At 57.7% G+C, this 26,032-nt stretch carries 26 protein-coding genes; 9 read left to right on the top strand and 17 right to left on the bottom strand.

Annotated elements, in window-relative coordinates; all coding sequences use genetic code 11:
* Positions 1-7 precede the first annotated feature (7 nt).
* On the bottom strand, positions 8-1,081 hold the full coding sequence (gene dadX / locus ATE40_RS10400) for a catabolic alanine racemase DadX (protein WP_063918470.1): 1,074 nt from the start codon (positions 1,079-1,081) through the stop codon (positions 8-10).
* 77 nt (positions 1,082-1,158) lie between these two features.
* Positions 1,159-2,463: a D-amino acid dehydrogenase gene (locus ATE40_RS10405; RefSeq protein ID WP_025159801.1), complete on the bottom strand. Its 1,305-nt coding sequence runs from the start codon at positions 2,461-2,463 to the stop codon at positions 1,159-1,161.
* A gap of 540 nt (positions 2,464-3,003) precedes the next feature.
* Here ATE40_RS10405 and ATE40_RS10410 point away from each other — a divergent pair.
* A complete protein-coding gene (locus ATE40_RS10410) occupies positions 3,004-3,321 on the top strand; it encodes an antibiotic biosynthesis monooxygenase family protein (protein ID WP_063918471.1) in 318 nt (105 codons plus the stop codon).
* 46 nt (positions 3,322-3,367) lie between these two features.
* On the opposite strand, the gene zinT is transcribed toward ATE40_RS10410, so the two are convergent.
* Positions 3,368-4,018 carry a metal-binding protein ZinT gene (zinT, locus tag ATE40_RS10415; RefSeq protein WP_063918472.1) on the bottom strand — a complete coding sequence of 217 codons (651 nt, stop codon included), beginning with the start codon at positions 4,016-4,018 and terminating at the stop codon, positions 3,368-3,370.
* Positions 4,019-4,319: 301 nt separating this feature from the next.
* On the opposite strand from zinT, the gene ATE40_RS10420 reads away from it, so the two are divergent.
* A complete protein-coding gene (locus ATE40_RS10420; RefSeq protein ID WP_063918473.1) occupies positions 4,320-5,855 on the top strand; it encodes a SpoVR family protein in 1,536 nt (511 codons plus the stop codon).
* A 62-nt stretch (positions 5,856-5,917) separates the two neighbouring features.
* On the opposite strand, the gene fadR is transcribed toward ATE40_RS10420, so the two are convergent.
* Entirely contained in the window at positions 5,918-6,637 is a 720-nt protein-coding gene (fadR, locus tag ATE40_RS10425; RefSeq protein WP_025159802.1) for a fatty acid metabolism transcriptional regulator FadR, read from the bottom strand.
* Positions 6,638-6,880: 243 nt separating this feature from the next.
* Here fadR and nhaB point away from each other — a divergent pair, with 243 nt between their 5' ends.
* From nhaB to ATE40_RS10440, 3 genes are all read left to right on the top strand, one after another.
* Positions 6,881-8,446 (top strand): sodium/proton antiporter NhaB, encoded by a 1,566-nt coding sequence (gene nhaB, locus ATE40_RS10430; RefSeq protein WP_063918474.1) that lies wholly within the window; start codon positions 6,881-6,883, stop codon positions 8,444-8,446.
* 120 nt (positions 8,447-8,566) lie between these two features.
* Positions 8,567-9,097: a disulfide bond formation protein DsbB gene (dsbB, locus tag ATE40_RS10435; RefSeq protein WP_004932277.1), complete on the top strand. Its 531-nt coding sequence runs from the start codon at positions 8,567-8,569 to the stop codon at positions 9,095-9,097.
* Between the two features lie 694 nt (positions 9,098-9,791).
* Positions 9,792-10,553, top strand: coding sequence for an aspartyl/asparaginyl beta-hydroxylase domain-containing protein (locus ATE40_RS10440; RefSeq protein WP_019452784.1), 762 nt, complete (start codon positions 9,792-9,794; stop codon positions 10,551-10,553).
* 120 nt (positions 10,554-10,673) lie between these two features.
* On the opposite strand, the gene ATE40_RS10445 is transcribed toward ATE40_RS10440, so the two are convergent.
* The 4 genes from ATE40_RS10445 to ATE40_RS10460 all read right to left on the bottom strand — a co-directional run bounded on the left by ATE40_RS10445 (position 10,674) and on the right by ATE40_RS10460 (position 13,281).
* Positions 10,674-11,120 (bottom strand): YcgN family cysteine cluster protein, encoded by a 447-nt coding sequence (locus tag ATE40_RS10445; protein WP_025159803.1) that lies wholly within the window; start codon positions 11,118-11,120, stop codon positions 10,674-10,676.
* A 122-nt stretch (positions 11,121-11,242) separates the two neighbouring features.
* Positions 11,243-11,899 carry a fumarylacetoacetate hydrolase family protein gene (locus ATE40_RS10450; RefSeq protein WP_025159804.1) on the bottom strand — a complete coding sequence of 219 codons (657 nt, stop codon included), beginning with the start codon at positions 11,897-11,899 and terminating at the stop codon, positions 11,243-11,245.
* A 58-nt stretch (positions 11,900-11,957) separates the two neighbouring features.
* Positions 11,958-12,980, bottom strand: coding sequence for a lytic murein transglycosylase (locus ATE40_RS10455; protein ID WP_063918475.1), 1,023 nt, complete (start codon positions 12,978-12,980; stop codon positions 11,958-11,960).
* 28 nt (positions 12,981-13,008) lie between these two features.
* Positions 13,009-13,281 carry a YcgL domain-containing protein gene (locus tag ATE40_RS10460; protein WP_019452788.1) on the bottom strand — a complete coding sequence of 91 codons (273 nt, stop codon included), beginning with the start codon at positions 13,279-13,281 and terminating at the stop codon, positions 13,009-13,011.
* A 136-nt stretch (positions 13,282-13,417) separates the two neighbouring features.
* Between ATE40_RS10460 and minC the strand changes: the two genes are divergently transcribed.
* The 3 genes from minC to minE are packed head-to-tail and all read left to right on the top strand — an operon-like array spanning position 13,418 to position 15,224.
* Positions 13,418-14,113, top strand: a complete 696-nt coding sequence (gene minC / locus ATE40_RS10465) for a septum site-determining protein MinC (protein ID WP_063918476.1) — start codon at positions 13,418-13,420, stop codon at positions 14,111-14,113.
* A 25-nt stretch (positions 14,114-14,138) separates the two neighbouring features.
* Positions 14,139-14,951, top strand: coding sequence for a septum site-determining protein MinD (gene minD / locus ATE40_RS10470; protein WP_004932300.1), 813 nt, complete (start codon positions 14,139-14,141; stop codon positions 14,949-14,951).
* Positions 14,952-14,954: 3 nt separating this feature from the next.
* A complete protein-coding gene (gene minE, locus ATE40_RS10475; RefSeq protein WP_004932303.1) occupies positions 14,955-15,224 on the top strand; it encodes a cell division topological specificity factor MinE in 270 nt (89 codons plus the stop codon).
* A 237-nt stretch (positions 15,225-15,461) separates the two neighbouring features.
* Here the strand turns inward: minE and rnd are convergent, their stop codons facing one another.
* The 5 genes from rnd to ATE40_RS10500 form a co-directional block, all read right to left on the bottom strand.
* The gene (gene rnd / locus ATE40_RS10480) at positions 15,462-16,583 is read right to left on the bottom strand and encodes a ribonuclease D (protein WP_063918477.1); all 1,122 of its coding nucleotides are present in this window, start codon (positions 16,581-16,583) and stop codon (positions 15,462-15,464) included.
* 81 nt (positions 16,584-16,664) lie between these two features.
* A complete protein-coding gene (gene fadD, locus ATE40_RS10485) occupies positions 16,665-18,353 on the bottom strand; it encodes a long-chain-fatty-acid--CoA ligase FadD (RefSeq protein WP_063918478.1) in 1,689 nt (562 codons plus the stop codon).
* A gap of 209 nt (positions 18,354-18,562) precedes the next feature.
* The gene (locus ATE40_RS10490) at positions 18,563-19,153 is read right to left on the bottom strand and encodes a Slp family lipoprotein (protein ID WP_063918637.1); all 591 of its coding nucleotides are present in this window, start codon (positions 19,151-19,153) and stop codon (positions 18,563-18,565) included.
* Positions 19,154-19,253: 100 nt separating this feature from the next.
* The gene (tsaB, locus tag ATE40_RS10495; protein WP_019452793.1) at positions 19,254-19,955 is read right to left on the bottom strand and encodes a tRNA (adenosine(37)-N6)-threonylcarbamoyltransferase complex dimerization subunit type 1 TsaB; all 702 of its coding nucleotides are present in this window, start codon (positions 19,953-19,955) and stop codon (positions 19,254-19,256) included.
* 79 nt (positions 19,956-20,034) lie between these two features.
* A complete protein-coding gene (locus tag ATE40_RS10500) occupies positions 20,035-21,951 on the bottom strand; it encodes a DNA repair helicase YoaA (RefSeq protein WP_063918479.1) in 1,917 nt (638 codons plus the stop codon).
* A gap of 133 nt (positions 21,952-22,084) precedes the next feature.
* On the opposite strand from ATE40_RS10500, the gene ATE40_RS10505 reads away from it, so the two are divergent.
* Positions 22,085-22,429: a RidA family protein gene (locus tag ATE40_RS10505; RefSeq protein WP_019452795.1), complete on the top strand. Its 345-nt coding sequence runs from the start codon at positions 22,085-22,087 to the stop codon at positions 22,427-22,429.
* Between the two features lie 63 nt (positions 22,430-22,492).
* Here the strand turns inward: ATE40_RS10505 and mdtI are convergent, their stop codons facing one another.
* From mdtI to zwf, 4 genes are all read right to left on the bottom strand, one after another.
* Entirely contained in the window at positions 22,493-22,822 is a 330-nt protein-coding gene (gene mdtI, locus ATE40_RS10510) for a multidrug/spermidine efflux SMR transporter subunit MdtI (RefSeq protein ID WP_019452796.1), read from the bottom strand.
* A complete protein-coding gene (gene mdtJ / locus ATE40_RS10515) occupies positions 22,809-23,177 on the bottom strand; it encodes a multidrug/spermidine efflux SMR transporter subunit MdtJ (RefSeq protein WP_019452797.1) in 369 nt (122 codons plus the stop codon). The genes mdtI and mdtJ overlap by 14 nt, the downstream gene beginning before the upstream one ends.
* Before the next feature lie 552 nt (positions 23,178-23,729).
* Positions 23,730-24,371: a bifunctional 4-hydroxy-2-oxoglutarate aldolase/2-dehydro-3-deoxy-phosphogluconate aldolase gene (locus ATE40_RS10520; RefSeq protein ID WP_063918480.1), complete on the bottom strand. Its 642-nt coding sequence runs from the start codon at positions 24,369-24,371 to the stop codon at positions 23,730-23,732.
* 153 nt (positions 24,372-24,524) lie between these two features.
* Positions 24,525-26,000: a glucose-6-phosphate dehydrogenase gene (gene zwf / locus ATE40_RS10525; RefSeq protein WP_019452799.1), complete on the bottom strand. Its 1,476-nt coding sequence runs from the start codon at positions 25,998-26,000 to the stop codon at positions 24,525-24,527.
* Positions 26,001-26,032 lie beyond the last annotated feature (32 nt).

Raw genomic sequence — 26,032 nt, forward strand, 5'->3', positions numbered from 1 at the left:
GCCCGGCTCAGGCTTCGGTGACGACCGGCACCCGCGCCGCTAACGCCGACAACAGCTCATAACCTAACGTCCCTGCCGCCGTGGCTACTTCGTCCACCGGCAGGCGTTTCCCCCACAGCTCGACTTCGGCGCCCAATTCGGCTTGTGGACAGGGCGTTAAATCTACCGCCAGCATATCCATCGATACCGTTCCCAGGGTGCGCGTCAGTACGCCATCCACCCATACCGGCGTACCGGTCGGCGCATGACGCGGATAGCCGTCGGCATAACCGCAGGCCACCACACCGATACGCTGCGCGCCGGCGGCGCTGTAACGGCCGCCATAGCCGACGCGATCGCCAGACTTCAATTGCTGAATGCCGATGATTTCACTGCTCAGCGTCATCGCCGGCTGCAACCCCGTCGACGCCACATCACTCCAGCAACCGCTCGGCGAGGCGCCATAGAGAATGATCCCAGGGCGCACCCAGCTGCCGTGGGTCGAAGGATGCCACAGCGTGGCGGCCGAGTTGGCCAGGCAGCGCGGCAGCGGTATATCGGCGGCGGCCGCCTCGATGGTGGCCATCTGCCGGGTCACTCCTTCCGGGCCGTCGGCGGTGGCGAAATGGCTCATCAGCGTCAGCTCGGCGATGTTGGCAACCGCCTGCGCCCTGCGCCACACCTCGTGCAGCCGTTCGGGTGCGAATCCCAGCCGGTTCATGCCGCTATTCACTTTCAAATAGACGTCGAGCGGCGCGCTCAGCCTGGCGTCGGCGATCGCCGCCAACTGCCAGTCGCTGTGCACCGCCGTCGTCAGGTGATAACGGTCGAGCAGCGCCAGATCCTGCGGCTGGAAAAAGCCCTCCAGCAGCAGAATCGGCCCCTGCCAGCCGGACTCACGCAGCAGCACCGCTTCGGCCAGATCCAGCATGGCGAAACCGTCGGTTTGCGCCATGCTGCGCCAAACGTTCTTGATGCCGTGGCCATAGGCGTTGGCTTTAACCACCGCCCAGACTTTGGCGCCGGGGGCAAAACGGCGCACCACCTGCAGGTTGTTTTCAATCGCGCCGAGATGCATCGTGGCGGTTATCGGACGGGGCATCGCTTCTCCTTGGGGCAGCATACAGCGGCCACGCGCGCCTGCGCGTGGCCAGGAAAGTCTATAATCGAATCGGACGATTAGCGTGCGGGATGCACGTCGCTCAGCGGAACCGCGTGTTGCTGGCGAAACCCGGCGCTGTAGCGCGCCACCGCCAGATCATCGGAAGGGATCGCCGGCGTAATGCCGGACATCAGATCGGACAGCAACTGCCCGGAACCGCAGGCCATCGTCCAGCCCAACGTGCCATGCCCGGTGTTGAGGTACAGATTCTTCAGCGAAGTGCGGCCGACGATCGGCGTTCCGTCCGGCGTCATTGGGCGCAGCCCGGTCCAGAACGTCGCGTCCTCCACTCTGCCGCCGTTCGGATAGAGATCGCGCACCACCATCTCCAGCGTTTCGCGCCGTTTTTGCTCCAGCTGAGTATTGAAACCGACGATCTCCGCCATACCGCCGACGCGAATACGCTGGTCGAAACGGGTAATGGCGATTTTGTACGTCTCATCCAGTACCGTAGAGAATGGCGCCGCCGTTTCATCAGCGATCGGGATGGTCAGCGAATAGCCCTTCAACGGGTAAACCGGGATAGACACCAGGCCGCGCAGCAGCGCCGTAGAGTACGACCCGAACGCCACCACGTAGCTATCGGCTTTGAACACCTCTTCACCGCACTGCACGCCGGCGATCTTGTCGCCCTCCACCAGCAGGCGATCGACGCTGCGGTTGAACAGGAAGGTCACGCCCGCCTGCTCTGCCATCTTCGCCAATTGCTGCGTGAACAGCTGACAATCGCCGGTTTCGTCGTTAGGCAACTGCAAACCGCCCGTCAGCTTGTGCGCCACCTGCGCCAGAGCCGGTTCGACGCTGGCGAGCTGGTTGGCCTCCAGCAACCGGTAAGGCACCCCGGCATCTTCCAATACCGCGATGTCTTTCGCCGCGTTTTCAAACTGTTGTTGGGTACGGAACAGCTGCAACGTGCCGCCCTGACGCCCTTCGTACTGGATGCCGGTTTCCTGGCGCAGCGCTTTGATGCAATCGCGGCTATATTCCGCCAGGCGCACCATGCGGCCTTTGTTGGTCATGTAGTGTTCGGTATTGCAGTTTTTCAGCATCTGCCACATCCAGCTCAGCTGGAAGCTGCTGCCGTCGAGGCGGACCGCCAACGGCGCATGGCGCTGGAACATCCACTTGATGGCTTTCAGCGGCACGCCCGGCGCCGCCCAGGGGGCAGCATAGCCCGGTGAGATCTGCCCGGCGTTCGCCGCGCTGGTCTCCAATGCCGGGCCGGGCTGACGATCGATCACCGTCACCTCATGCCCCGCTTTCGCCAAATACCAGGCACTGGCTACGCCCACCACTCCACTACCTAAAATTACCACTCGCATCGCTGACTCCAGCTCAAGGCTTCACAAAGCATAATCTTCTGCTCACAGGAAATTAACTCAGTGAAAAAATCCGTCCAACAACTTCATCATCAAACGTGACAATATTCACAATTAATTTATCGTCGATAGGCCAGGCATTTGCAATAGCCGCCAGTAAATAGCGATAAGATGCGGTTCATGGGGGATTATAACGTGAGGTCGACGCTGAATCGCTAGCAATGCTGTCACTGACAGCACCAAAAAAAGGCGTGATAAGCAACATGGTTTTAACAGAATATAAAAATATCAGCCAACACATAAATAGAATAAAACACCAACAAAACACATAAAACCAACACAACAGACAAACCCGGGTCATTGTCTTCACAGCAGAAAAGTCGCGTAAAATTTCAGCCAATAATAGCCCCATTATTGCTATTGAATTGAGCAGCCGCACACCCTGGCGCCAATCCCTCCTTTTCATCGCTCAGCACGATATGAACCGTTATGCCGTCGAGCAGATCCTAGAGTTCACATTATCGCTATTCTGGAGTGCCTGTTATGTTTATCGCTATCTACCGATTCTCAGTCAAAACCGGACACGAATCAGCCTTTCGCCAGGCCTGGTTTGAGTTGACTCAGGGTATCTATCTGCAGCGCGGCAGCCTCGGTTCGCGTTTGCATCGCGATGCGGGCGGGCAGTTTATCGGCTATGCGCAGTGGCCAAGCCGCGCCGCATGGGAAAGCGCCGGTGCCGTTCAATTGGAGGAACGCTATCGGCAAGCCCGGGAGCGAATGCGCGCAGCGTTGTTGACGGATGAAACGTTATTTGAACTGGAGGTTACGGATGATTATCTGCAAATCAGGCCGTTTGACTGAGCACAAGCCCACCCGTGCGGGCTTGTGACTGTGGGACAGACCGGCGTCAGTGATGCAGCATCTCGTCCACGACCTCTTTGGTCTGTAGCTGGAACGGGTAGTAGGTCGGCCAGTTATCCATTTCTTTCAGCAGCGCCTCCTGCGACGTGTTGCCCATAAAGATATGGAAATGCGCCGATTTGCGCGGGCCGATAATATGATCGCTGAACTGCACGAATTTCGGTGCCTGGCTGTCGGCATCCTGGCATTCGAACAGATAGCGCACGCCCTTTTTACCGGAGACATAAGTCAGGATCTTATGCCCGGCGTACTTATACTGACAGGCGCTGGATTGATCTCCGCGGTGAAACTCCATGACGCCGTTCTCAATGCCGATGGTATCCACATCAGTGGCGTACCCTTTGCGGTAATACGCCTTCACTTCGGCGAAGCTCTTGCTGTTATCCTGCGTCGCTTTCTTCTTGAACACCGGGTCAAGCTCCCCATTGAGCAAATAAGGATAGACGGATTGCCATACCCCCTCCCAGTCGGCCAAGTCGCGATCTTTGACGTCCTTGTCGTCGAACACGCCCGCTTCCGCCCTTTTTTCCACTTCCGTCAGCGGTTTGCCATGTGAATGATGCCCGTGGGCGACCGCCTGTCCGCTTATGAACATCGCCGCCAGCGCCACCGCCAGTTTGCCAAAATGCCTCGCCAAAATGCGCTCCTTGTCCGTCATTGAGAATTGAGAAAAACGAAAAGTTACAATATAACATAACAGTTTTCAATCATTCTGGCGCTGTAAGCAAGCTATTGCGCCCCCATGCCGCAGGGCTATACTCGGAGAAGAAGCGCGGGGCTTCTGCCGGGACGGACGCGGCGCCGGATCGACCGCCGTTCGCTCCCTTGCGTACCGGCATTTTTATTTCACTGATTTGCAACGGTTAATTATGACTTGAACTATGCTTGTTACAGGGCCTGCCGTTTGAGCGAGGCCCGTGAATAATGAGGGTGCGCTGATGACTACTTCAACACATGAAAAGGTTAAGGATGATAAACGGCTGAGCGATGGACCGGACTGGACGTTCGAACTGCTGCAGGTGTATTTGGAGCAGATCGACCGCGTCGCCAAGCATTACCGGCTCGACACCTACCCCCATCAGATCGAGGTGATCACCTCCGAGCAGATGATGGACGCTTATTCGAGCGTCGGCATGCCGATCAACTATACCCATTGGTCCTTCGGCAAAAAGTTCATCGAAACCGAGCAGCGCTACAAGCAAGGCCAGCAAGGGCTGGCGTATGAAATCGTCATCAACTCCAATCCCTGCATCGCCTACCTGATGGAAGAGAACACCATCACCATGCAGGCGCTGGTGATGGCGCACGCCTGCTATGGCCACAACTCGTTCTTCAAGAACAACTACCTGTTCCGCAGCTGGACTGATGCCAGCTCTATCGTCGATTATCTGCTGTTTGCTCGCCACTACATCAGCCAGTGCGAAGAGCGCTACGGCGTCGATGAGGTGGAACGGCTGCTGGATTCCTGCCACGCGCTGATGAATTACGGCGTCGACCGGTACAAACGTCCGCAAAAAATTTCATTGGTGGAAGAGAAAGCGCGCCAGAAAAGCCGCGAAGAGTATCTGCAGAGCCAGGTGAACACGCTGTGGAAGACCTTGCCGCGCGTCGAGCGCGAAGAGTCGCCGGAGCAGACGCGCCGCTATCCGAGTGAACCGCAGGAAAATATCCTCTATTTTATCGAGAAGAACGCGCCGCTGCTCGAGCCTTGGCAGCGTGAGGTGTTGCGCATCGTGCGCAAAGTCAGCCAATATTTCTACCCGCAAAAACAGACTCAGGTGATGAACGAGGGTTGGGCCACCTTCTGGCACTACACCATCCTCAATCATCTGTACGACGAAGGCCGGGTGACCGAACGCTTTATGCTGGAGTTTTTGCACAGCCACACCAACGTGGTGTACCAGCCGCCGTACAACAGCCCGTACTATAACGGTATCAACCCTTACGCGCTGGGCTTTGCCATGTTCCAGGACATCAAGCGCATCTGCCAATCACCGACCGAAGAAGATCGCTACTGGTTCCCGGACATCGCCGGCAAAGACTGGCTGGACACGTTGCATTTCGCCATGCGCGACTTTAAGGACGAGAGCTTCATCAGCCAGTTCCTGTCGCCCAAAGTGATGCGCGACTTCCGCTTGTTCACCGTGCTGGACGACGATCGCAACAACTATCTGGAAATCGCCGCGATCCACAACGAAGCCGGCTACCGGGCGATCCGCCAGGAGCTGTCGGCGCAATACAATTTGAGCAACCACGAACCGAACATTCAGATCTGGAACGTGGATTTGCGCGGCGACCGCTCGCTGACCCTGCGTTATATTCCGCAGGAACGCGCGCCGCTGGATAAAAGCCGCCGCGACGTGTTGAAACATCTGCATCGCCTGTGGGGCTTCGACGTGATCCTCGAGCAGCAAAACGAAGACGGCAGCGTAGAGCTGCTCGATCGTTGCCCGCCGCGGCCTACGCCGCAGTAACCGCTGTGCCATAACGACAAAGGGCGCCGAAAGGCGCCCTTTATTATTTCGCTCGCACGCGATCAGCGGCGCGCTTCGGTCAGATCGCTTGGCATGGTGCCCTGCATGCTCTGCCAAATCGCCCCGCTGTCTTTACCGTAATTACGCACGGTATCCATCACCTGGTCGTACATCTTCTCATGGCACAGCGTGGACAGTTTGCTGTAGAAGGTCAGCGCCAGCTTGCGCGCTTCCGGGTTGGAGAAGTAGTAACGGCCAACGCGGGTATACAGCCCTTTCAACCCGTTGAAGATCAGGCCGTAGATCGGGTTGCCGGAAGCGAACGCCAGACCGCGGAAGATTTCATAATCCAGCACATTGAACGCATCCGCCTGATCTTCGACTTCGGCGGCCTTCGCCAGCACTTCCTGCGCCTGCTCCGGATGATTGCGCACCGCGGCGCGAATAAAGATCGACGCGATATTGGTGCGTACCGACAGCAGATTATCGATCAGCTGCGGGACGCTTTTGTGATCGAGACGGGCTACGGTCTCAAGGATGTTGAGGCCGGACGTTTCCCAGAAATTGTTCACTTTGGTCGGTTTGCCATGCTGAATGGTCAACCAGCCATCGCGGGCAAGACGTTGCAACACTTCACGTAATGTGGTGCGCGTGACGCCAATCAACTCCGAAAGCTCACGCTCCGCGGGCAAAATAGAGCCAGGGGGGAAGCGATTATTCCAAATACTCTCAATAATGTACTCTTCCGCGAAACCGGCAGGACTCTGCGCCTTTATGACCATGTGTTTGACGTTCCGTTGCGACGATAAATTCAGTAAAAGTAATCAGCTCATCATACCAGATCACACAGACATGACATAGCGTGAGCGAAAAACAATAAACGAAAGTGTGCATAAAGTGGCAAAAAACGCGCAAAAACACCGGTTGCAAGAAATTTACCGCCGTAAAACAAGCTCCGGTTGCGCCCGCCCCCGCCGCGTTGTTAGGGTACGTGCTACGACTGATTTAAGGATGCATAAAGGACAATGGAAACAACCTTGCGCAGCGCCCTGCTCAAAAACTTCCTGGGGCAATCTCCCGACTGGTACAAACTGACCATTATTATTTTCCTGGCGATCAACCCGCTGGTGTTCTTTTTCGCCAGTCCGTTTATCGCGGGTTGGCTGCTGGTGGTGGAGTTCATCTTTACCCTGGCGATGGCGTTGAAGTGCTACCCGTTGCTGCCGGGCGGCCTGCTGGCGCTGGAGGCGGTAGCCATCGGCATGACCAGCCCGGCCCAGGTCTCGCAGGAAATCGAACATAATCTGGAAGTGCTGCTGCTGCTGGTCTTTATGGTAGCCGGCATCTACTTTATGAAGCAGCTGCTGCTGTTCGTATTTACCAAACTGCTGCTCAACATCCGCTCGAAAACGCTGTTGTCGCTGGCATTCTGCCTGGCCGCCGCCTTCCTTTCCGCTTTCCTCGACGCGCTGACGGTCGTGGCGGTGGTAATTAGCGTCGCCACAGGGTTCTATTCCATCTATCACAACGTGACCTCAAATCGCCCCGACGGCGACATCGGCGACGACAGCGATTTCACCGGCGAAGAGCGCAAACAGACGCTGGAACAATTCCGCGCCTTTCTGCGCAGCCTGCTGATGCATGCCGGCGTCGGCACCGCGCTCGGCGGGGTCATGACGATGGTGGGCGAGCCGCAGAACCTGATCATCGCCAAGAGCGCGGACTGGGGCTTCATCGACTTCTTCCTGCGTATGGCGCCGGTCACCTTGCCAGTGCTGGTGTGCGGCCTGCTGGTCTGCTGGCTGGTAGAGCGTTTTCGTCTGTTTGGCTACGGCGTGCAGCTGCCGGACGCAGTGCGCGAGGTGCTGAAAGAGTATGACCGCAAGGCCACTGCAGGCCGCAGCAAGCAAGAACGACTCAAGCTGGTGATGCAGGCGTTGATCGGTGTTTGGCTGGTGTTGGCGCTGGCCTTCCACCTGGCCGAGGTCGGGTTGATCGGCCTGTCGGTGATCATTCTCGCCACCTCGCTGTGTGGCGTGAACGATGAACACGCCATCGGCAAAGCGTTCCAGGAAGCGCTGCCGTTCACCGCCCTGTTGACGGTGTTTTTCACCGTCGTTGCGGTGATCATCGAACAGCACCTGTTCAGCCCGGTGATCCAGTTTGTGCTGCGCGCCGAGCCCGCCTCTCAGCTTTCGCTGTTCTACCTGTTCAACGGTCTGCTGTCGTCGGTTTCCGACAACGTGTTCGTCGGCACGGTTTACATCAACGAGGCGCGTGCCGCGCTGGAGTCTGGCGCCATTGCGCTGAAACAGTTTGAACTGCTGGCGGTCGCCATCAATACCGGCACCAACCTGCCTTCTGTCGCTACCCCGAACGGCCAGGCGGCGTTCCTGTTCCTGCTGACGTCGGCGCTGGCGCCGCTGGTGCGCCTGTCGTATGGACGCATGGTGTGGATGGCCCTGCCGTATACGGTGGTGCTGACCGTGGTCGGCCTGCTGTGCGTACAGTTCACGCTGGAGCCGGCGACCGAACTGTTGACGCAGTGGCACTGGCTGACGCTGCCTCCTCTCGACGCTATCGGCCACTGATGCGGCGCCGGCAGAGTAAACCGACTATTTTTACGCGGAAACCGGCCCAGGTGGCTGGCAGCGAAGATGAATTGGTTTACACTGCCGGTTCAATTGCTTACTGCATGGAAGAATCTAGATATGTTGCAATTCTTTAACCGCTGTTCACAAGGACGCGGCGCCTGGCTGCTGATGGCCCTGACAGCGTTGGTGTTGGAACTGGTCGCGCTCTATTTCCAGCACGTGATGCTGCTGCAGCCCTGCGTCATGTGCATTTACGAGCGTTGCGCACTGTTCGGCATCCTCGGCGCCTCGCTGGTGGGCGCCATCGCGCCGAAAACCCCGCTGCGCTACGCGGCGATCTTGCTGTGGATCTACAGCGCCTGGGAAGGCGTTCAGCTGGCGTGGAAGCACACCATGATCCAACTGCACCCTTCGCCGTTCAATACCTGCGATTTCTTCGTCAGCTTCCCTTCGTGGCTGCCGCTGGACAAATGGCTGCCGGCGGTGTTCCACGCCTCCGGTGACTGTTCCGTGCGCCAATGGCAGTTCCTGACCCTGGAAATGCCGCAATGGCTGGTCGGCATCTTCGGCGCCTACCTGCTGGTGGCGCTGATCGTGTTGATCGCACAGTTTGTTCGCCCACGCCGCCGCGATCTGTTCGGCCGCTGATCGGTACATAAACCAAAAACGGCGCCTGAAGGCGCCGTTTTTTTTAGGGTATTGCTGTCAAATTCAGAGATAACCCCATTTCAGGTATGTGTGAGGAAATAAACGAGCACGATCAGCGCTCCAGCCACGGCAAACAGACGAACCATTTTCATTGTTATGCTCTCGAACTTGCGGGAGAGCGGCCAAATTACCCAACTTATCGCTTAAAAAGAAGCATCCTGGCTCGATTACGCGCGTAATTTACATAACATTAAACTTCTGTGATGCCGGCAGGCAAAAACAGGCGATGTCGGCGCAATCCTCTCGGCTTTCAGGCAACAATAAATTACCGTTATTTATGAACGACTGCGCCTTTGTCACATTCAGAGCACAATATTTTGGTGAACTTTGCCCATAAAATCCTTATAGTATCGGCAAAGTGAGTACTACCGATTTCCCTGGTGTTGTTGTGTGTCTTGCCCCTCATCTATGTAGGGGCTTTTTTCCCCCTGCCCCCTGACTTGCAAAAATTCTCCCTTATCCCGCAATGCTGATAGCGCGCATCGAGTCTCGACTCACCGTTCGCGCACTAATGATTAAAATCGTTCCTGATTCTTTACCTATGCTGATGACGTTTGGATTTCCACACTTTTTCTCTAGTAAGCCGGGCCCAGTCTTTGGCTGACTACAGCAAATGATATCAAGGACACGATCTATGCCGGATACCGCATTGCCTCCCTCGTCTCAGCGCCCGTTCCTGCGTCGCCTGCTGCTTAAAGCAGGGAAAAGATTCCTGCGCTGGAACGGCGAGTTTCAGACTCGCCATTCGCTAATCTCCACCACGCCGCAGATCGGTAATCATGAATTTAATTGGGTGACGGCGCTGGAAGCCCGTTGGCCCGCCATTCGGGAGGAGTTGGATCGCCTGTTGGAGCATCCTGAAGATATTCCCGCATTCCACCAAATATCACCGGATCAGAAACGCATCTCCAAAGGAGATAACTGGAAAACCTTCGGGCTGTTTGTCTATGGGCAACGCGTTGATGAAAACTGCGCCATTTGCCCGCGTACCGCGCAAGCGGTCAGCGAGATCCCCGGCATGCGCACCGCCATGTTCTCTATCCTTAAGCCGCACTATCATATCGTGCCGCACAAAGGCCCGACGCGTGCCGTGGTGCGCGCTCATCTGGGATTAATCGTGCCAAAGGATCGGGAAAAGCTGTGGATCCGCGTTGACGATCAAATCCTGCACTGGGATGAAGGCAAAGTGATTTTGTTTGACGACTCTTATGAGCACGAAGTGCGTAATGATACCGACGAGCTACGCGCGGTGTTGTTTCTCGATATCGACCGGCCGATGGACAAGGTGGGTACGGCGGTGAATAAGCTGCTGTTCAGCCTGATCAAAGCCAGCCCTTATGTGAAACAACCGCTAAAAAACCTGGCGAACTGGCACCGGCGCGATAAAAAAGAGTGAAATGACGGCTTATGCCATGAGCCCCACGCCAGCGGGTTAGCTCAACAACGCAAAGGGGGAGTGCCCAACCACTCCGCCCTCTTGCATCGCGCTCCGCCTTGATCCGCAAGGGTTCCGATTTTACCTGGCCCAGTCCGGCTTGTTGAGGATATGGTCCTGCCAGTCCACCACTTCGCTCTCACGCACCGCGATATGCCGCACCGTGATGCGCTCGCCGTGCATCGCCGCCTTGGAGCCGCTCAGCAACGGGTGCCAGGGGAACAGCGGTTTACCTTCGCCAATCAGACGGTAGGCGCAGGTAGGTGGCAGCCAATCGAAGGTGGTGAGGTTCTCGCGCGTCAGTTTGATGCAGTCTTCTTCCAGCTCGAAGCGCCGCTCGTAGTTGCGGCATTGGCAGGATTTGATGTTGAGCTGGTTGCAGGCTACGTTGGTAAAATAAATCTCGTCGGTATCTTCGTCGATCAGCTTATTCAAACAGCATTGCCCGCACCCGTCGCACAACGACTCCCACTCTTGTTCTGACATTTCCGCCAGCGTTTTCTGTTGCCAAAAAGCGAGTTGTGACATGTTAGCGTCCGGTTTAGGTAAAGGGAAAAGTCACCTGCGCACAGGTTCGAGGGGGGACTATATAGACATTTTAGCCGCGAGATGCAAGTTTTGCCGCCGACGATGCCGGCGGCGAGGAGAAATCAGATCACCCGGGTGCTGAGGGTTTTGCCGTTCAGGCTGATTTTCAGCATGTCGCCGGAAGCCATCGGGCCCACGCCCTGCGGCGTGCCGGTCAGAATGATGTCGCCGGCGCGCAGCGTGAAGAAACGGCTCATGTAGCTGATAAGCGGCAGGATCGGCGTGATCATGTCACGCGTATTGCCCTGCTGGCGCAGCTGGTCGTTAACGGTCAACGACAGCTCGGCGTTTTGCGGATCGCCGAACTCGGCTACCGGGATAAATCCCGACATCGGGCAGGAACCGTCGAAGGCCTTGGCCTTTTCCCACGGCTGACCGGCTTTTTTAAAGCCCGCCTGCAGATCGCGCAGCGTCAGATCGAGCGCCACGCCGTAACCGGCGATCGCCCGCGCCACGCGGTCTTCGTTGGCCTGTTTCAGCGGCGTGCCGATCAGCACCGCCAGCTCGACCTCATGGTGCACTGAACCGAACTCTTTAGGGATGGCCACCGGCTGGCGGATATCGCACAGCGCCGTTTCCGGTTTGATAAACACCACCGGCTCGACGGAAACCGCGCTGCCCATTTCCTTGATGTGATCGGCGTAGTTGCTGCCGACGCAAACCACCTTGTTCACCGGGAAATCGAGCAACGAACCCTGCCAGTCTCTATGTTGATACATACCGCTTCTCCCAAACTGTAGAGGCTTGGCGCGCCAAGCCGATTATTGGTGTGTCGAATCAATGTCCGATCGCGTCCGCCATCATACCCACGGCGATAGCGAAATAGTAAGAGCGATTCCAGTGCATCAGGGTGCGGAAATTATCATAGACCAGGAACGTCCGCCCCTGCAGATCGTCCGGCGCAATGATCCAGCCGCGCTGAATGGCGTGCGGCAACGCACTGCCATCCGCACGCCGCACGCCGCGTTGTTGCCAATCGTTGACGCTGCGCGCCTGCGCATCCTTCAGCCCCAGTTCGGCCCGGATGAAACCGGCGGGCAGCTTGACCTCGCGCCCCCAACCGATGCCGGGCTGCCAGCCCTCTTTGGATAAATAGCTGGCGGTAGAGGCAAATACGTCATCGATGTTATTCCAGATATCGATGCGCCCGTCACCATCGCCATCCGCCGCATAGCGCAGGAAGGAACTCGGCATAAACTGGCATTGCCCCATCGCGCCGGCCCAGGACCCTTTCAGCGACGCATCGCCAACGTGTCCCTGCTCGATTATCTGCAGCGCCGCCAGCAGCTCCTGACTGAAAAAGGCCTCGCGGCGCCCTTCGAACGCCAGCGTCGCCAGCGCAGACACCACGTCTTCCCGCCCCTGAATCTTGCCATAGGCACTCTCCATGCCCCACAGCGCGATGATATAGCGCCCCGGCACCCGATAACGCTCGCTGGCCCGCGACAATTGCGCATGGCGCTGCCGGTACAGTTCGCGCCCCTGGCGCACCTTGACGGGCGACATCACCCGCCGCAGGTAGTCGTCCAGGGTTACCTTCTGCTCCGGCTGATTGCGATCGGCCTTGATCACCCGATCGACGAAATGGATTTGCGCAAAAGCGCGGTCGAGCGTGCCCTGACTGATGCCCTGCTCCCTCGCCCGCCGCTTAAGCTGCTCGACATACGCCGGAAACTGCGCCGGATCGCGGCCGCTCGCCGCCAGCGTCGTCTCCTGCGCCGCGTGTGACGAGCCCGGTATCAGCGCACCGCCCAGCGCCAGCCAAACGGCCAGCGCGGTTGTTCTCACTGAACGTGTCATCGCGCCTCCCCTGGCCGCAGCGCCTGCCTCAGGACTTGTCGCCCGCCAGATGCTGGTTGAGCAGATTTTCAACCGGCGGCGGGAACTGCAGGTAATAGCCTTCGTCTTTCAGCGCCTGCTTCACCTTTTCGATATCCGCCGAAGCCAATTTCTTGCGTTCATCGAGCGAAAGCATCATGGCGAATTGCGGCACGCCGAAACTTTTCATCAGTTCTTCCGGCACACGAGAGAAATCGTCTTTTTTTTCGACATAAAGATAAGTTTGATCGCGTTTCGGGCTTCTATAGATCACACAAAGCATTTTTTTAACTCTATTTAATTGAGGGAGCGTCTTGCCTGGATATAACTCTGACTATAACATGCTTATAGTACATCGGAATATCGCACCCCGAGTGGTATTCCGGGGATTTAAAGTTGCTGAGACTGAGTCAGGATAGATGTCACAATCGCCAATTGAGCTAAAAGGCAGCAGTTTTACCCTATCGGTTGTTCATTTGCATAATTCGCAGCCCGAGGTAATACGTCAGGCGTTACAAGAAAAAGTTGAGCAAGCGCCCGCTTTTCTGAAAAACGCCCCTGTTGTTATCAACGTCGCAACGCTGGATGGCGATGCGAACTGGAAAGAACTTCAACAGGCTGTCGCGGCGGCAGGTCTGCGCGTTGTGGGTATCAGCGGTTGCAGAGATGAGCGACAAAAGCGCGCGGTAGCCCGCGCCGGGCTACCGCTGCTGAGCGAAGGCAAAGGCCAGAAAATGGCGGCGCCGGAGCCTACCCCTGCGCCAGTGGCGGCGGATAACGCCCCCGCCAAAACGCGCATCATCAGCACGCCTGTCCGTTCCGGCCAACAGATTTACGCCCGCAACTGCGATCTTATCGTGACCAGCAGCGTCAGCGCCGGCGCCGAATTGATTGCCGACGGCAATATTCACGTCTATGGCATGATGCGCGGCCGCGCACTGGCAGGCGCGTCAGGCGACACGCAATGTCAGATTTTTTGCACCCACCTGGCGGCTGAGCTAGTCTCTATCGCAGGGCAGTACTGGTTGAGCGATCAAATCCCGTCCGATTACGTCGGGCAGGCCGTACGACTCAGCCTGTTGGATAACGCTTTAACCATACAACCTTTAAACTAAGCCCTTTTGACAAGGAATCCATTTCATGGCACGCATTATTGTTGTTACATCGGGTAAAGGGGGCGTTGGCAAGACCACTTCGAGCGCGGCCATCGCTACCGGCCTGGCCCAGAAAGGCAAGAAAACCGTGGTGATCGATTTCGATATCGGTCTGCGTAATCTTGACCTGATTATGGGCTGCGAACGTCGGGTAGTTTATGATTTCGTGAACGTGATTCAGGGCGACGCCACGCTGAATCAGGCGTTGATCAAAGACAAACGCACTGAAAACCTCTATATCCTGCCTGCTTCGCAGACGCGCGACAAAGACGCGCTGACCCGAGAAGGCGTTGAAAAGGTCCTCAACGATCTCGGTGAGATGGATTTTGACTTCGTAGTGTGCGACTCGCCGGCCGGTATCGAAACCGGTGCGCTGATGGCGCTGTACTTCGCCGACGAAGCTATCATCACCACCAACCCGGAAGTCTCTTCGGTACGTGACTCCGACCGTATTCTGGGGATCCTTTCTTCCAAGTCGCGCCGTGCCGAGAAAGGCGAATCGCCTATCAAGGAACACCTGCTGCTGACCCGTTACAACCCGGGCCGCGTCAGCCGTGGTGACATGCTGAGCATGGAAGACGTGCTGGAGATCCTGCGCATTCCGCTGGTGGGTGTGATTCCGGAAGACCAGTCAGTGCTGCGTGCTTCCAACCAGGGTGAGCCTGTCATTCTGGATGCCGAGTCAGACGCCGGTAAGGCGTATGACGATACCGTTTGCCGCTTGTTGGGGGAAGAACGCCCATTCCGCTTCATTGAAGAAGAGAAGAAGGGTTTCCTGAAACGCCTTTTTGGGGGATAAACCATGGCCTTATTAGACTTCTTTCTGTCCCGCAAAAAACAGACAGCCAATATAGCCAAGGAACGGCTGCAGATTATCGTCGCAGAGCGTCGTCGCGGGGACAGTGAGCCCCCGTATCTGCCTGATCTGAAACGCGATATTCTGGCGGTTATTTGCAAATACATTCAGATCGATCCTGAAATGCTGCATGTGCAGTTCGAGCAGAAAGGGGACGATATTTCGGTACTTGAACTTAACGTGACATTACCGGAATCGGAAGAAGCAGCTAAATGATTGCGACGCATTAATTACCCCCTGTATATTTTATGCAGGGGGTAACTGTATGTGCATCCAGTTAATAAGCATCATCGGCAGCAAAAAAGCGATTTTTCCCTTTGGGACAATTCCCAATTAACTTTGCCGCCACCTCGTTTAAAGTAAATTCTGGCCAGATTTACCTCCAACGCATTATTTCCTGCCTATATTCACCCGAGCAGAGTTTCCTTACCCTGCCCTGGTGAGTGCCAGCGATTAATATTCTTTCAGGATCTCCTGCAACGGCGCCATTAATAAATCGCCACGCCAGCCGCTGATTAATTCAGGGCGACTCTCGCCGTCCTTCAGTTTCCAATGCCAGTTCAGCAGTTGGTTAATTTGGCGACGGGACGCCAGCAGCTCGCTGCTCAACCCGCTTTGCTCGCTGACGGTGGCGATCGCCGCCTTGATGTCTTTAAACACCTTCTTGTAGCCCGGCTGATCGATAAGGTTGGCCAACGGCGCCGGCAGCTCGCCTTCGTCCAAGGCTTCGGCCTCGGCCACCAGCGCCAGCAGCGTTTTACCGTGATAACGGATCTCCGGCCCGCTCAGACCCAGCGAATCCAGTTCTCCCAGCGAAGAAGGCATATAGCGCGCCACCTGCCACAGGTTTTCCTCCCGCACCACGAAGTTCACCGCCAAATCGCGCTCGCGCGCCTGGCGCAACCGCCACTCCGCCAGCTTCTGCAGACAACCCAGCTGGCGCGGACGCAGCTGCCAGGCATTGCTGATTTCACGATAGGCCAATTCCGGCGCCAGCGTCTCGCTGCGGCGTTGGCACAACAGCAGGCACTCGTTATTGGCCGCCGCGGTCCAACCGGCCTCTTCGGTCTCCTGCACCAGCTGTTTGGCCATCGGCAGCAGATAGAACACGTCGGCCGCCGCGTATACGCACTGTCTTTCGGTCAGCGGGCGCGCCAGCCAGTCGGTGCGCGACTCGCTTTTGTCCAGCTCAACCTTCATGTACTCCGCCACCAGCGTCGCGAAACCGCAGGAGAGCGGCCGACCGGTAAAGGCCGCCAGGATCTGGGTATCGACCATCGCCGTCGGCAGCGTTTTAAAGGCGTTGAGAAACACTTCGAGATCTTCGCTGCCGGCATGCAGGAATTTCACCACGGCGGTATCGGCCAACAGCTCGACAAACGGCTGCCACTGCTTGATCGGCAAAGGATCGATAAGGGAGAGTTGTTCACCGTCGTAGAGCTGGATCAGGCCCAGCTGCGGATAGTAGGTGCGCGTTCTGACAAACTCGGTGTCCAGCGCTATCTGGGCATGCTTTCTCGCCTGCTCGCAGACCTGCTGCAATCCGGCATCGGTAGTGATCAACTGATAATTCAAAACATCATTCTCTTGTAGGATTCAAACACAACAACGCCGGCATTCACCGGCGTTGTCGATAGTCAGGCGCAAAGGCAAAACCTAGGCGGCATCGGCCGGCTTCGGCGTTTTTTGCTCCTCGCGCAGTTCTCGCCGCAATATCTTGCCGACGTTCGACTTCGGCAGCTCATCGCGGAACTCAACAATTTTAGGCACTTTATACCCGGTCAGGTGACGGCGGCAATGGGTCAACAGCTCTTCCTTGGTCAGCGAGGCGTCTTTCTTCACCACGCAGATCTTCACCGTTTCACCGGAAACCTCACTGGGCACGCCGATCGCCGCACATTCCAGCACTTTCGGGTGCTGGCTGACCACATCCTCGATCTCGTTCGGATAGACGTTGAAACCAGAGACCAGGATCATGTCTTTCTTGCGGTCGACGATGCGCACAAACCCCTGCTCGTCTACGGTAACCACATCGCCGGTCGCCAGCCAGCCGTCTTTCAGCACTTCGTCGGTGGCTTCCGGGCGCTGCCAATAGCCTAACATAACTTGTGGCCCTTTGACCCACAGTTCGCCCGGTTCACCCGGCGGCACATCCTGACCGTTGTCATCCACCAGTCGAATATCCGTCGACGGCACCGGCAGGCCGATGCTGCCGCTGTAGTGTTTCAGATCGTAAGGGTTGCCGGCCACCAGCGGTGCGCACTCCGTCAGGCCGTAACCTTCCAGCAAATGCTTGCCGGTGGTTTTCTCCCATTTCTCGGCCACCGCCTTTTGCACCGACATGCCGCCGCCAACCGAGAAGCGCAGCGTAGAGAAATCGAGCTTGTGGAAATCTTCGTTGTTCAGCAACGCGTTGAACAGCGTATTCACCCCGCTCATGGCGGTGAACGGATATTTGCCCAGTTCTTTCACCAGCCCTGGAATGTCGCGCGGGTTGGTGATCAGCAAATTGCGCCCGCCCAGGTCGATAAACAGCAGGCAGTTCACCGTCAGCGCGAAAATGTGATACAGCGGCAACGCCGTCACCACCAGTTCCTGCCCTTCACGGAACAGCGGCGAATAGGCGGCTTTGGCCTGCTCGAGGTTGGCCTGCATGTTGCGGTGCGTCAGCATCGCGCCCTTCGCCACGCCGGTCGTGCCGCCGGTGTATTGCAGGAAGGCCAGATCGGCATTAATGATGTCCGGTTTTACATACTGCAGGCGGCGGCCACGCTGCAGCGCGCTGCGGAATGAAATGGCATCCGGCAGGTTGTATTTCGGCACCAGACGCTTGACGTACTTGACCACGAAGTTGACCAGCGTGCCTTTGGCAGCCGAAAGCTGATCGCCCATGCGCGTCAGAATCACGTGCTTGACCTGGGTGTTGAACACCACTTTTTCCAGCGTATGGGCGAAGTTGGACACGATGACGATGGCGCTGACGCCGCTGTCGTTTAGCTGGTGCTCCAGCTCGCGCGGGGTATACAGCGGGTTGACGTTGACCACCACCATACCGGCGCGCAGAATGCCAAACAAGGCGATGGGATATTGCAGCAGGTTAGGCATCATCAGCGCGACGCGGTCGCCCTTCTTGAGGCCCAGTTCATTTTGCAGGTAAGCCGCGAAAGCCCGGCTGCGTTCTTCCAGTTTGCGGAAGGTCATCACCTCACCCATATTGATAAAGGCGGGCTGATCGGCATAGCGCTGCACGGCATGCTCAAACATTTCGATCAACGACGAATAGCGATCGGCATCAATCTCTGCGGGCACATCTGCCGGATACCGTTTTAACCAGACCTTATCCAAGGTATTACTCCTGAAATCATTACTAATTATCATCGCAGCCCTCAAACTCGCAGCCTAACCATAACAATATTTTAACTCAGCAGACCAGTTCGGGTTTTAAACATTATTCAGGTTGCGATGTACGTCACTAATTGTCGGATATTCCTTATCCCAAAAAGCAAAAGGGCGGCCTGAGCCGCCCTGTCAAATTTGTTCACATCAAGCGTATGCTACTCGGTTACGATGGTTTGCACCTGTGCCGGGCCAGGGTTGTACCAGCCATAGCCAGCCCCCCAACCGGGTCCCCACGGACCACCGCGCCAGCCCCAGGGCCCCATCGGCGCCGGCGGCATCACCACCTGCTGCACCAGATGCCAGCGTTTGAAACCGGTGACGTTCATCGTCACGAAGCGATACGGCGTCATGCCGATCCGCCCCTCTTTCAGGCCGGTAATGGGGCCGACAACGGTCACCAGTTGGCCTTTGAAATCAACCGGCTCGAGGAAGCCGTTTACCGTGGCCAGCAAGCGGCCGCGCGAGGGTTCACCCAATATCGGCCGCGCACCGCTGTCGAGCGGCACTGCCGCGATCTCCAGCACCGTACGCCCCTGTTCGTTGGCGACGTTCACCACGGTGCCGCCGAAGCGGGCTTCCGCGCCGGTAAACAGGTTCGGTGCATTTTGTACCGAGGAAAGCTGAGTCACCGGCGAAGGGCTGGAGCCTTTGATCGCATCCGGTACGGTGACGCACCCGGTCAGAACCAGCGCGCCGCAGGCGATGGCCAGCAGCGACAGCTTTTTACTTGCAGTGCGGATTAACATGGTCGCAATCTCCTGAAATGCCTGTAACTTTGACCGCGTTTCATCGTTCAAGTTGCAGGCCTTCATCGCCCGGCATCAACAACAGCACAATACGCCGCGATTACTCACGGCCCGGCAGCTTTTTCCAGGTCACTTCATTGCGCAGGTAGGTCGGCTCGGCGTTTTCTACCGCCACCGCCAGCCCCTGTTGCCAGGCGTGCAGCGCCAGCGGCAGCATGTCTTGCGCCTGCGGCAACAGCATCTGGCCGTCACGCACGCTCAGAGCGGAACCCTTGACCAGATCGGGATAGGTTTGCCAGCCGGTGCCGACGTGGGCCCATTCCCCCTGCAGGCGCTGCGCGCGCTCCAACGCCTGAACCGGCGACAGCACCGCCTCGCCTTCGCTTTCCAGCCAGCGGCCGTCAGCCTGACGCTCGAACTGCCCCCAGTAGACCTCGCCCATGCGCGCATCGATCGCCGCCAGCACGCGTTCAGCGCCGCTGACGCGCCAGGCGCCCTGCGCCATGGTTTGCAGCGTGGAAACGCCAATCATCGGCAGATCGGCGCCCAGCGCCAGGCCCTGAGCGATGCCGATGCCGATGCGCACCCCGGTAAAACTGCCGGGGCCGCGGCCGAAGGCCAGCGCATCGAGCTGGTTGAGCGCCAGACCGGATTCCGCCAGCACCTGCTGCACCATAGGTAAAATACGTTGCGTATGCTCGCGTGGGCACAGCTCAAACAGGGCGTGGATTTCGCCTTGATTCCAGACGGCGACGGAACAGGCTTCCGTCGCGGTATCGATCGCTAAAATTCGCGTGGACATGCCAACCTCTGGCGGGAATAAAACTGGGTTTTTCATACAGGGCGCGCATTGTAGCACAGCCCCGTAAGCCCTTCATCTTTCACGTAGCCGACGTCTCGGCGGCCTGCAGGAAGGCGATGGCCTGCTTCAGATCGCGGGTGCGCGGCGTGGGCGGCAGGCTGTTGAGGAACACCTCGCCATAAGGACGCATCACCAGACGATTATCGCAAATCACCAGCACGCCGCGATCGTCGGTATCGCGGATCAAACGCCCAACGCCCTGCTTCAGGGTGATGACCGCATCCGGCAACTGCACGTCATTGAACGGATCGCCGCCGCGCAGGCGGCAATCTTCAATACGCGCCTTCAACAGCGGATCGTCCGGTGACGTGAACGGCAGCTTATCGATGATGACGCAAGACAGCGCATCACCGCGCACGTCCACCCCTTCCCAAAAACTGCTGGTCGCCACCAACAGCGCGTTACCGGCAGCGACGAACTGCGCCAGCAGCTGCCCTTTGCTGGTTTCCCCTTGCAATAATACCGGCAGCGTCATCGTGGCGCGGAACTCTTCCGCCAGCTCGCGCATCATCTGGTGCGAGGTACATAAGAAGAAGCAGCGGCCGTTGTTGGCTTCGATTAACGGCCGCAGCATGCGCGCCAACTGGCGCGCTCCGCCCGGTTGATTCGGCGAAGGCAAAAAGCGCGGCACGCACAGCAACGCCTGTTTGGCATAGTCGAACGGGCTCGGCAGCAGCAACGTTTTAGCCTTGGTCAGCCCCAACCGTTCGGTGAAATGGCCCAACCGATCGTTGACCGACAGCGTGGCCGAGGTAAAGATCCAGCTGCCCGGCTTCTCGTCCAGCATTTCGCGGAACCGATCGGCCACCGTCAGCGGCGTCAGCGCCAACACGAAGTGGCGTGAATTGCATTCATACCAATAGCTGTAGCCCGGCTCCGTCACCGCCTTCAGCCGTTTGAGGCGCGCGCGATACAGCGTGGCGCGCTCAAAAGCGGCATCCAGCAGCGCCGAACGCCCCAGCGACAGTTTCATGACGTCATAACACAGCTCCAGCGCGTCATCGAGCAACAACAGAGCGCGCTGTACGTTCGGTTCGCCCAGCACGTCGCGCAGATTGCCGCGAAAGCCCGGCTCCCCCAGATTCAGGCGAAAATCTTGCGTACTCAGGCTGAGACGGTCAGCGCTTTTTTGCAGTTGGGCGGCGTCGCGCACCTCGGTGCGGTAGGCGATGGTGATGTCCTTCGCCAGATCCAGCAACTGGCGGCTGGTGAGCTGCTGGCCGAAATACTGGCTGGCGATGTCGGGAATTTGGTGCGCTTCATCGAAAATCATCACCTCGGCTTCCGGGATCAGCTCGGCGAAACCGCCCTCTTTCACCACCATATCCGCCAGGAACAGGTGATGGTTCACCACCACCACATCCGCATCCATCGCGCGGCGGCGCGCCTTGACCACGAAGCAATCCTGATACAGCGGGCAGTCGCTGCCCAGACAGTTGTCATTGGTGCTGGTCACCAGCGGCCAGACGAAGCTGTCTTCCGCCACTTCGCTGCAGGTGCTGATATCGCCCTCTTTGGTCTGCGACGACCACTTGCGCAGCTGCACCAGGTCGATCAGCGTCTGGCCCGCCAGCTCGCCGCCGGCCATCGACTGCTGCTCCAGTCGCTCCAGGCACAGGTAGTTGGAACGCCCCTTGAGCAGCGCCAGCTTGCCTTTGTACTTCAGCGCCTTGGCGACGGTGGGCAGATCGCGCGCATACAGCTGATCCTGCAACGCTTTCGAACCGGTAGAGATGATCACTTTGCGATCGGCGCGCAATGCCGGCGCCAGATAAGCGAAGGTCTTGCCGGTACCGGTGCCGGCTTCCACCACCAGTTCCTGCTTGAAATTGATCGCCTCGGTGACGGCTTGCGCCATCTGCCGCTGCGGCTCACGCGGTTTGAATCCCTTGATAGCCTGCGCCAATGCGCCGTCTGTTGCAAAATCGTCTGTCACGCTGTCTCTCTGCCGGTGTCATTCAGCGGTGATTATGCCAAGCCTGCCGCCCGGCTACCACCCACTTTATCGCCGCGCTTTTTCATCACCGGCTGTGCTACCCTTAGCGGGACGATGATATGGAGATAAGCAAATGAATATTGAAAGAATTGATCCCGATAAGCGCTGGTCCGAAGCCGTGGTGCACAACGAGACCGTTTACTACACCAGCGTGCCGGAGAACCTCGACGATGACGCGACCGCGCAGACCGCCAACGCCCTTGCCGCCATTGACGTGCTGCTGGCGCGCGTAGGTTCGGATAAGAGCCGTATTCTTGACGCCACCATTTTCCTGGCCAACACCGCCGACTTCGCTGCGATGAACGCCGCCTGGGACGCCTGGGTGGTCGCCGGCAGCGCGCCGGTGCGCTGCACCGTGCAGGCGCAGCTGATGAATCCGAAGTACAAGGTGGAAATCAAAATCATCGCCGCGCTGTAAGCCTGAGCACAGACGAAAAAAAACCGCAGGCGGCTATGCCTGCGGTTTTTTTATTGCCCACTATCAGGACAGTTTGAGGATCACCATCCCCGCCAGCAACAGCGCCAGGCCGACCCAGCCTTTGGCGTTTAACCGCTGACCGAACATGATCCAGCCCGCAGCGATAGTGGCGGCGATACCGAAACCGCCCCACAGCGCATAAGCGATCGACAGATCGATGCCCTTTACCGCCTGCGCCAGCGCGCTGAACGCGCCGAGTACCGACAGCAGCGACAACAGCCCCAACCAAATTTTACGGAAGCCGTCCGACATCTTCAGGAAGATGTTGGCGACGATTTCCAACACGATCGCCAGACCCAGGAACCCGATGTGGTACAACTCAAACTGTTGCATGGTTGTCACCTCGCGGGCTGACCTGTTTTCGCTCTTTGCGGGTGCCGGATTTCACCAACATGATGCCGGCGATCAGCGTCGCCAGACCCAGCACCTTCAGCACAGAGATTGGCTCGTCGAACCACAGCACGCTGAACAGGGTGATGAACAGAATGCCGATCCCTTCCCACAGCGCATAGGCCACGCCCAGCGCTACGCGTTTTACCGCGACAGACAGCAACACGTAAGACGCGGTAATCATCACATACATCACGATATGCCCGCTCATGCCGCCATTGACGCTGGCGTATTTCATCGACAAGGTGCCGATGATTTCGGTCATGATGGCCAAACCTAAAAAGATCCAATAAATCATAATTTTTCTCCCAAACGGCGAATAACGCGCGCCAAGGCATATTTATCCCGATTTATCTCGTCAAACGGCCGCCGTGCGGCGCGCAAGACGCAGAGATCCCTGGGGATAAACTGACCCAAACGCAAAAAGAATGTTTGCCCGGCTGAACGATAGCGTGAAGGCGTAAGCCCGCTACCTGCACCGGTTAAGGGAGAAAGACGCTATAGCTCGCTGCACCAGTGATGCTCACTGGCAAGGATCGCAGACAGGAAGAGTTGGCAAGTAGAGGTTCTGAGGGTAGTTCCGTTAATAGTCATCATAATAGTTCTCTATTATCAGCCGCACACCGTGCGATTTGCCCAATATCCTCATAAAAGTAAAATTTTCAACTGAGATATTTTTACCACAGCCAAAATAAGAAAGCAAACTGCCGTTTTCATAAAAAAGCAGAAAAAAACGGGTTAAAAATAATAAAGTTAATTGCAATGAAAATTAAAAAAGGCCCAACGGAGCGTTGAGCCTTGAGATAATCCAGGATGTGCAAATAAGCGCCAACCTCAGGCGCGGCGCGGGTTACGACGCGGCGCCGCTGACGGCATTGCGCGCCAGTTCGGTGATGCGCGCGTAGTCGCCGCTGTCGAGCGCGTCCGCCGGCACCAGCCAGGAGCCGCCGATGCAGAGCACGCTTTTCAGCGCCAGATAATCGCGATAATTGTTCGGCGTAATGCCGCCGGTCGGGCAGAAACGCACCTGCGGGAACGGACCGCCGATCGCCTGCAGCGCCTTCACTCCGCCGTTGGCTTCCGCCGGGAAGAATTTGAACTCGCGCAGGCCGTAATCCATCCCCTGCATCAGTTCAGAAACGGTGCTGATGCCCGGAATAAGCGGGATCGTCCCCGCCGTCGCCGCCTGCAGCAAGGCTTCGGTCAACCCCGGGCTGATGGCGAACTGCGCCCCCGCCTCAGTCACCTCCCGCAGCTGCTGCGGATTGATCACCGTACCGGCGCCGATGATCGCCTCCGGCACCTCTTTAGCGATAGCGCGAATCGCCTCCAGCGCACAGGCGGTGCGCAACGTCACCTCCAGCACCCGCACGCCCCCGGCAACCAGCGCTTTCGCCAGCGGAACCGCCTGTTCCAGCTTGTTGATCACGATAACCGGCACCACCGGTCCCGCCGTCAGGATCTGTTCGGCGCTGGTTTTCCAGTTTTTCATCGTTATTTCTCCATTACTCGCGGTTAACAATGGCACGCCCCTGCCACAGGGTTCCGCGCAAACGCGCGGACGCCGGCCGTACCGTAAGTGATGTGGCCCACGCGCAGATCGCAGGTAAAAAAAAGCCGGCAGACAGGCTGCCGGCATTGCGCATTACTCGAACTCGTTCCAGGAACGGCCGTCGCGGGTGATCATCGCCACCGAGGCCACCGGCCCCCAGGTGCCCGCCTGATAAGGCTTAGGCGCTTCGTTGTCGGCTTTCCACGCGTCCATGATGGAGTCGACCCACTTCCAGGCCTCTTCCACTTCATCACGGCGCACGAACAGCGCCTGGATGCCGCGCATGGTCTCCAGCAACAGGCGCTCATAGGCGTCCGCCACGTGCTCCTGGTTGAAGGTTTCCGAGAAGCTCAGATCCAGCTTGGTGGTCTGCAAGCGGTGCTTGTGATCCAGCCCCGGCACCTTGTTCAGCACCTGAATTTCGATGCCTTCGTCCGGTTGCAGACGGATGGTCAGCTTGTTCTGCGGCAACTGCTGATACGAGTCGCTGAACAGGTTAAGCGGCGGGTTTTTGAAGTACACCACCACTTCCGAACATTTGGTCGGCAGACGTTTACCGGTGCGCAGGTAGAACGGCACCCCGGCCCACTGCCAGTTGTCGATATCCACGCGGATGGAGACGAAGGTTTCGGTGCTGCTGCTCTTGTTCGCCCCCTCTTCTTCCAGATAGCCCGGCACTTTCTTGCCCTGGACGAAGCCGGCGGTGTACTGACCGCGCACGGTGGTTTCCCGGACATTGGTCTGATCGATGCGGCGCAGCGAACGCAGTACCTTGACCTTCTCGTCGCGGATGCGGTCGGTGGTCAGATCCGCCGGCGGCGACATGGCGATCATGGTCAGGATCTGCAGCAGGTGGTTCTGGATCATGTCGCGCATCTGGCCGGCCTGGTCGAAGTAACCCCAGCGCCCTTCGATGCCCACCTCTTCCGCTACGGTGATCTGCACCGAGTCGATGGTGCGGTTATCCCAGTTGGACGCGAACAGCGAGTTGGCGAAGCGCAGCGCCAACAGGTTCAACACCGTCTCTTTACCGAGATAGTGGTCGATACGGTAAACCTGGGACTCATTGAAGTACTCAGCCACCTGATCGTTGATCACGCGGGAGGACGCCAGATCGGTGCCCAGCGGTTTCTCCATCACCACACGCGCCGGCTCGTGGTTCAGCTTGGCTTCGCCCAACCCTTTGCAGATGGCGCCGAAGGTGCTTGGCGGCATAGCGAAGTAGTTGATGGTGGTGCGGTGCTTCTGATCCAGCATTTTACCCAGTTTGGTAAAGTTCTTGCTGTCGTTGACGTCCAGGTTGCAGAAGTCCAGGCGCGCGCTCAGCGTGGCCCAGAGTTCGTCATCCAGTTTTTCCTTCATGAAGGTGCCAAGCGCTTCCTTGACCACTTCGGTATAGGCTTTTTTATCCCACTCCGCGCGGCCGACGCCGATGATCCGCGTATCCGGGTGGATGTGTCCGGCTTTCTCTAACTGGTACAGGGAAGGCAGCAGTTTACGGCGCGCCAAATCACCTTTCGCGCCGAAAATAACCAGGTCACACGCCTGGGCTGTAGAGGTTACCGCCATGTTCATCTCCTCGTTGCAGGATATTTGTAATT

Origin of the sequence: Serratia surfactantfaciens (assembly GCF_001642805.2) — a bacterium.
Taxonomy (GTDB): Bacteria; Pseudomonadota; Gammaproteobacteria; order Enterobacterales; family Enterobacteriaceae; genus Serratia; species Serratia surfactantfaciens.

Bases quoted from the DNA above. Each gene is read 5' to 3' on its own strand.
- ATE40_RS10405 (WP_025159801.1), bottom strand. From the start codon at position 2,463: ATGCGAGTGGTAATTTTAGGTAGTGGAGTGGTGGGCGTAGCCAGTGCC.
- ATE40_RS10505 (WP_019452795.1), top strand. From the start codon at position 22,085: ATGAATATTGAAAGAATTGATCCCGATAAGCGCTGGTCCGAAGCCGTG.
- ATE40_RS10520 (WP_063918480.1), bottom strand. From the start codon at position 24,371: ATGAAAAACTGGAAAACCAGCGCCGAACAGATCCTGACGGCGGGACCG.
- ATE40_RS10460 (WP_019452788.1), bottom strand. From the start codon at position 13,281: ATGCTTTGTGTGATCTATAGAAGCCCGAAACGCGATCAAACTTATCTT.
- ATE40_RS10440 (WP_019452784.1), top strand. From the start codon at position 9,792: ATGCCGGATACCGCATTGCCTCCCTCGTCTCAGCGCCCGTTCCTGCGT.
- minE (WP_004932303.1), top strand. From the start codon at position 14,955: ATGGCCTTATTAGACTTCTTTCTGTCCCGCAAAAAACAGACAGCCAAT.
- mdtI (WP_019452796.1), bottom strand. From the start codon at position 22,822: ATGCAACAGTTTGAGTTGTACCACATCGGGTTCCTGGGTCTGGCGATC.
- ATE40_RS10455 (WP_063918475.1), bottom strand. From the start codon at position 12,980: ATGACACGTTCAGTGAGAACAACCGCGCTGGCCGTTTGGCTGGCGCTG.
- ATE40_RS10420 (WP_063918473.1), top strand. From the start codon at position 4,320: ATGACTACTTCAACACATGAAAAGGTTAAGGATGATAAACGGCTGAGC.
- mdtJ (WP_019452797.1), bottom strand. From the start codon at position 23,177: ATGATTTATTGGATCTTTTTAGGTTTGGCCATCATGACCGAAATCATC.
- dsbB (WP_004932277.1), top strand. From the start codon at position 8,567: ATGTTGCAATTCTTTAACCGCTGTTCACAAGGACGCGGCGCCTGGCTG.
- minC (WP_063918476.1), top strand. From the start codon at position 13,418: ATGTCACAATCGCCAATTGAGCTAAAAGGCAGCAGTTTTACCCTATCG.
- ATE40_RS10490 (WP_063918637.1), bottom strand. From the start codon at position 19,153: ATGTTAATCCGCACTGCAAGTAAAAAGCTGTCGCTGCTGGCCATCGCC.
- ATE40_RS10450 (WP_025159804.1), bottom strand. From the start codon at position 11,899: ATGTATCAACATAGAGACTGGCAGGGTTCGTTGCTCGATTTCCCGGTG.
- dadX (WP_063918470.1), bottom strand. From the start codon at position 1,081: ATGCCCCGTCCGATAACCGCCACGATGCATCTCGGCGCGATTGAAAAC.
- ATE40_RS10445 (WP_025159803.1), bottom strand. From the start codon at position 11,120: ATGTCACAACTCGCTTTTTGGCAACAGAAAACGCTGGCGGAAATGTCA.
- ATE40_RS10410 (WP_063918471.1), top strand. From the start codon at position 3,004: ATGTTTATCGCTATCTACCGATTCTCAGTCAAAACCGGACACGAATCA.
- nhaB (WP_063918474.1), top strand. From the start codon at position 6,881: ATGGAAACAACCTTGCGCAGCGCCCTGCTCAAAAACTTCCTGGGGCAA.
- fadR (WP_025159802.1), bottom strand. From the start codon at position 6,637: ATGGTCATAAAGGCGCAGAGTCCTGCCGGTTTCGCGGAAGAGTACATT.
- zwf (WP_019452799.1), bottom strand. From the start codon at position 26,000: ATGGCGGTAACCTCTACAGCCCAGGCGTGTGACCTGGTTATTTTCGGC.
- tsaB (WP_019452793.1), bottom strand. From the start codon at position 19,955: ATGTCCACGCGAATTTTAGCGATCGATACCGCGACGGAAGCCTGTTCC.
- minD (WP_004932300.1), top strand. From the start codon at position 14,139: ATGGCACGCATTATTGTTGTTACATCGGGTAAAGGGGGCGTTGGCAAG.